The sequence below is a fragment of the Kitasatospora sp. NPDC050463 genome (genome assembly GCF_040655255.1).
Lineage (GTDB): Bacteria > Actinomycetota > Actinomycetes > Streptomycetales > Streptomycetaceae > Kitasatospora.
In genome coordinates, this window is the sequence record NZ_JBFAJO010000014.1 from 16,378 (window position 1) to 21,177 (window position 4,800).

At 75.4% G+C, this 4,800-nt stretch carries 4 protein-coding genes; all 4 read left to right on the forward strand.

What is annotated here, in order from left to right:
• The first annotated feature begins 152 nt into the window (after positions 1-152).
• Positions 153-953, forward strand: a complete 801-nt coding sequence (locus tag AB0J08_RS11455; protein WP_360630684.1) for a hypothetical protein — start codon at positions 153-155, stop codon at positions 951-953.
• Between the two features lie 164 nt (positions 954-1,117).
• Complete coding sequence (gene ggt / locus AB0J08_RS11460) at positions 1,118-2,905, forward strand: gamma-glutamyltransferase (protein WP_360630687.1); 1,788 nt, start codon at positions 1,118-1,120, stop codon at positions 2,903-2,905.
• Positions 2,906-3,081: 176 nt separating this feature from the next.
• On the forward strand, positions 3,082-3,885 hold the full coding sequence (locus tag AB0J08_RS11465) for an exodeoxyribonuclease III (RefSeq protein ID WP_360630690.1): 804 nt from the start codon (positions 3,082-3,084) through the stop codon (positions 3,883-3,885).
• 181 nt (positions 3,886-4,066) lie between these two features.
• Entirely contained in the window at positions 4,067-4,684 is a 618-nt protein-coding gene (locus AB0J08_RS11470; RefSeq protein ID WP_360630693.1) for a hypothetical protein, read from the forward strand.
• Positions 4,685-4,800 lie beyond the last annotated feature (116 nt).

Genomic DNA, 4,800 nt, shown 5'->3' on the forward strand with positions numbered 1-4,800 from the left:
GGGGGGGGGGGGGGGGGGGGGGGGGGGGGGGGGGGGGGGGCCCCGGGGCGGGGGGGCCCCCCGGGGGGGGGGTGGGCGCCCCCCCCCCCCCCCACCGCGCTTTCGTGGGCCGGGCCGGTCAGCCGGCCGACTTCCATCGGTTGCGGCCGTCGGTGCCCGGGCCGCAGACCATCGGGGTGCCCGCGCTGGTCACGCCGGTCGCGCCGGCCGGGGAACAGAAGGAGCCCGGGTGGACGGTGCCGGCGCTGCCGCCGGTGGTCGAGCCGCTGGTGCTCGAACCGCTGGTGGTCGAGCCACCGGTACTCGAACCGCTGGTACTCGAACCGCCGGTGGAAGAACCGCCGGTGGTCGAGCCGCCGGTCGAGCCGTCACCCCCGGTGGTGGTGCCGCCGGTCGTCCCGGTGCTTCCGCCGCCGGCGGCCCGGGTGCTGGGGGCCGCCGGGGCGGGCACGGGCGCCTTCGAGGTGGGGGCCACCGGGGCCGGCGTCTCCGGGTGCGGCGCGGGCGTCACCGGCGCGGGAGCCTCCGCCGCCGGCGGAGTGGTCGCCACCGGGGCCGGCGGCTCGGTGGGAGTGGGGGCGGACGCCGGTGTCTCGGTGGGCGTCGGCGCCGCAGTGGGCGACGGGCTCGGGGCGACGGTCGCGACGGCCGGGACGGGCGGCTTCGCGGGCGGCTTCGGGTCGGTCACCGCGCCGATCCAGACCAAGCAGCAGAAGGCCGCCACCGCGCTGCTGCACAGCTTCCTCCAGAGCGGCCGCGGCCAGGTCCAGGCGATGAGGAAGGCCGCGAACGGGAACACCAGGAAGCTCGCGACGTGGACGCCGCGGTGCTGCCACCAGGGACGTCGGACCGGGCGGGCGGGGAACGGCGGTGGCGGGGCCGGGTGCACGGGGCTGACGCGTCCTTTGTGTGAGGAATCCATGACTGGCCCGCACAAGCTACCGCCCATATGAGCACTTGTTCATCGCTTCACCTGTTCGCATTCGAAATGTGATCACCCCGTTCGACCCGCGCCCCGGCGGTGCGTCAACTACCCGTTGGTAGTCACGGCGCCCTGTTGTCCGGGCCATGCCTCCTGTGAAACAACGGACTTGACGTCAACTCAGGAGGCCTCCGGATGAGAGCTCTGGCCCGAATCGCCCCGCCGCTCCTGCTCGCCACCGCTCTGGTCTGTTCCGCGGCCGGGCCCGCGGGGGCGGCGGCCCCGCCGCCCAAGGTGCCCGAGGCGGTGGGCTGGGGCGGAGCGGTGGCCAGCGTGGACGCCGACGCCACGGCCGCCGGGATCGAGGTGCTGCGCAAGGGCGGGAACGCGGTGGACGCCGCCGTCGCCGTCGCGGCGGCGCTCGGGGTCACCGAGCCGTACTCGGCCGGGATCGGCGGCGGCGGGTACTTCGTCTACTACGACCACGACAGCGGCCGGGTGCACACCATCGACGGCCGTGAGACGGCCTCCCGGACGGCCGACGAGACGCTCTTCCTGGAGGGCGGAAAGCCGCTGCCCTTCGCGGACGCCGTCACCAGCGGGCTGTCGATCGGCGTGCCCGGCGCCCCGGCGACCTGGGAGACGGCCGTGCGGCAGTGGGGCAAGCGCTCCTTCGCCGACGCGCTGAAGCCGGCCCGACGGATCGCCGAGCAGGGCTTCACCGTCGACCAGACCTTCCAGGACCAGACCGCGCTCAACCAGGACCGCTTCAAGGACTTCCCCGCCACGGCGAAGCTCTTCCTGCCCGGCGGCAAGCTCCCCGCCGTCGGCTCCACGTTCCGCAACCCCGAGCTCGCCGCCACCTACCGTCAGTTGGGCGCCGAGGGCACCGCGGCGCTCTACCGGGGTGACCTCGGCGCCGACATCGTCCGCACCATCCAGCACCCGCCGGTGGACCAGGCCTCCGGGCGCAACGCCCGCCCCGGCAAGGTGGACGCCGCCGACCTGGCGGCCTACCAGGTCCGCCGCCAGCAGCCCACCCACGTCGCCTACCGCGACTACGACCTCTACTCGATCGCCCCCTCCAGCTCCGGCGGCACCACCGTCGGCGAGGCGCTGGGCATCCTGGAGGACGGCGACGTCACCCGGTACGACGGCACGCAGTACTACCACCACTTCCTGGAGGCCTCCCGGATCTCCTTCGCCGACCGCAACCGCTGGGTCGGCGACCCGGCCTTCAACGACGTGCCGACGAAGGAGCTGCTCTCCCCGCGGTACGTCGCCTCCCGGGCCTGCCTGATCAGCCCCGACCGGGCGCTCACCAGCCCGCTCGCCCCCGGCGACCCGCGCCACCCGGCCGACTGCGCGAGCGCCGGCGCGACCCAGCCCGAGCCGTACGAGGGCCTGAGCACCAGTCACCTGACGGTGGCCGACCGCTGGGGCAACGTCGTCTCGTACACCCTGACCCTGGAGCAGACCGGTGGCAGCGGCATCACCGTCCCCGGCCGGGGCTTCCTGCTGAACAACGAGCTGACCGACTTCAACTTCACCCCGCTGACCCCCGGGGTGCCCGACCCCAACCTGCCCGGCCCGGGCAAGCGCCCGCGCTCCTCGCTCTCGCCGACCATCGTGCTGCGCGACGGCGAGCCCGTGCTGGCGGCCGGCTCGCCCGGCGGCGCCACCGTCATCACCACCACCCTGCAGGTGCTGCTCGGCCGGCTTGACCGGGGCCTGAGCCTGGAGCAGGCGATCGCCGCGCCGCGCGCCAGCCAGCGCAACACCGCCGCCACCCAGGCCGAGCCGGCCTTCCTGGCGCTGCCCGAACGGGCCCGGCTGGAGGCGCTCGGCCACGTGTTCGCCGGTACGCCCGAGATCGGCGCCGCGACCGGCGTCGAGCGCCTGCCGGACGGCCGCTGGGTGGCGGCCGCCGAGCCGGTGCGCCGCGGTAGCGGCTCCGCGGCGGTGGTGCGCCCGGCCCCGTAGCGCGCTGGGCCCCGTTGCGAGGAGCCCCGTCGCGGGGAGCCACGTGGCGGGGAGCCACGGGCGAAGGGCCCCGTTCGCGGCAGGCCCCGGGCCTGTCGGTGCCGGGCGGTAGATTCGGGGTGGGCGTCCTGCCGGGGCGCCCACCCTCGTCCGTACCATCGGGAAGGCCGCTCGCCGTGACCGTCCGCATCGCCACCTGGAACATCAACTCCGTCACCGCGCGGCTGCCCAAGCTGCTGGAATGGCTGGAGAGCGCCAAGCCGGACGTGCTCTGCCTCCAGGAGCTCAAGTGCTCCACCGACGCCTTCCCCCACGAGCCGGTCCGCGAGCTCGGGTACGAGACCGCCGCGCACGGCACCGGCCGGTGGAACGGCGTGGCCGTCGTCTCCCGGATCGGTCTGGAGGACGTGGTGCGCGACCTTCCCGGCCAGCCCGGCTTCCTCGCCGACGACGCCCTGCTGCCCGCCGTCGAGCCGCGCGCCGTCGCCGCCACCTGCGGCCCGGTCCGGGTCTGGTCGGTCTACGTGCCCAACGGCCGCGAGGTGGACCACGCCCACTACCGCTACAAGCTGGAGTGGCTGGAGGCCCTGCGCCGCGCCGCGCTGGAGGACGCCGCGGGTGAGCGCCCCTTCGCCGTCCTCGGGGACTTCAACATCGCCCCGACCGACGAGGACGTCTTCGACGTGGCCGCCTTCGAAGGCCTGACGCACGTCACCCCCGCCGAGCGCGCCGCGCTGGCCGCCCTCGGCGAGGCGGGCCTCCAGGACGTCGTGCCCCGCCCGCTCAAGTACGACCGCCCCTACACCTACTGGGACTACCGCCAGCTGGCCTTCCCGAAGAACCGGGGCATGCGGATCGACCTCACCTACGCCAACAAGCCCTTCGCCGATGCCGTCACGGACAGCTACGTGGACCGCGAGGCCCGCAAGGGCAAGGGGACGTCGGACCACGCCCCAGTCGTCGTCGACCTGGACCTCTGAGCCCGCCGGAGCCCGGCCGGGCTCCGGCGTCACGCCCCGTAGCGAGGGCTCGCCCGAACGGGTCAGAGCGGTGGCCGGGGGCCGGGGGTGTGCCTACCGTCGGTGAATGACTGGGTGTGGTTGTTCGATCACGTGGACTTCGGAGTCCCCGGCCGCGCCCGAGAATCCCGGAGGTTCCGGTATGCGCCCCATGCGTACGGCCGCCGCCGCTCTGATCGGCGCGACGGTGCTGACCGGCCTGACGGCCCCCCTCGCGCTGGCCAAGGACGGCGCCGCCACGGTCAGCCCGACCCAGGCCGCACCGGGCCAGACCGTGACGGTCACGGTCTCCTGTGAGAAGTCCGACAAGCCCGACGCCAAGACCATCACCGCGCGTTCCGACGCCTTCGAGGGCGGCCCGGCCACCCTCACCCTGGGCTCGGACGGTCGGCACACCGGCTCCGCCCGGCTGGCGAGCAGGTCCAGCGGCGACAGCAAGGTCGACGGCACCTGCCCCGACGGCGGCGCCTTCGCGACCAGCGTCACGGTGACGACCGTCGCGGCCTCCTCCTCCGGAGCCTCCTCCTCGCCCGGCCAGAGCCTGGGCGAGTGGGGCAAGGCGGCCGGGGAGTGGGCAGGCTCGCTCGGCCAGTCCGGCGCGGGCAGCCAGCAGGTCGCCCCGCACGGCGCGGTGCAGACCGGCCTGGGCGGCTCGGTCGCGGCCAACCCCGCCGAGCTGGCGGGCGGCGCGGCACTGGTCGTCGGCGGCATCGGCGGCTTCTGGCTGCTGCGGCGGCGCGGCGGCGCCGGGTCCGCCTGAAGGCCGGCACCCCGGAGCGTCGCACCCTGACGGCCCCGCGTTCCGGGGCCTGGTGTCCACGCAGCGGTGGGGGGGGCGCGTCCCGGAACAGCGGGCAGCGCCCGGCGGAGCCAGCA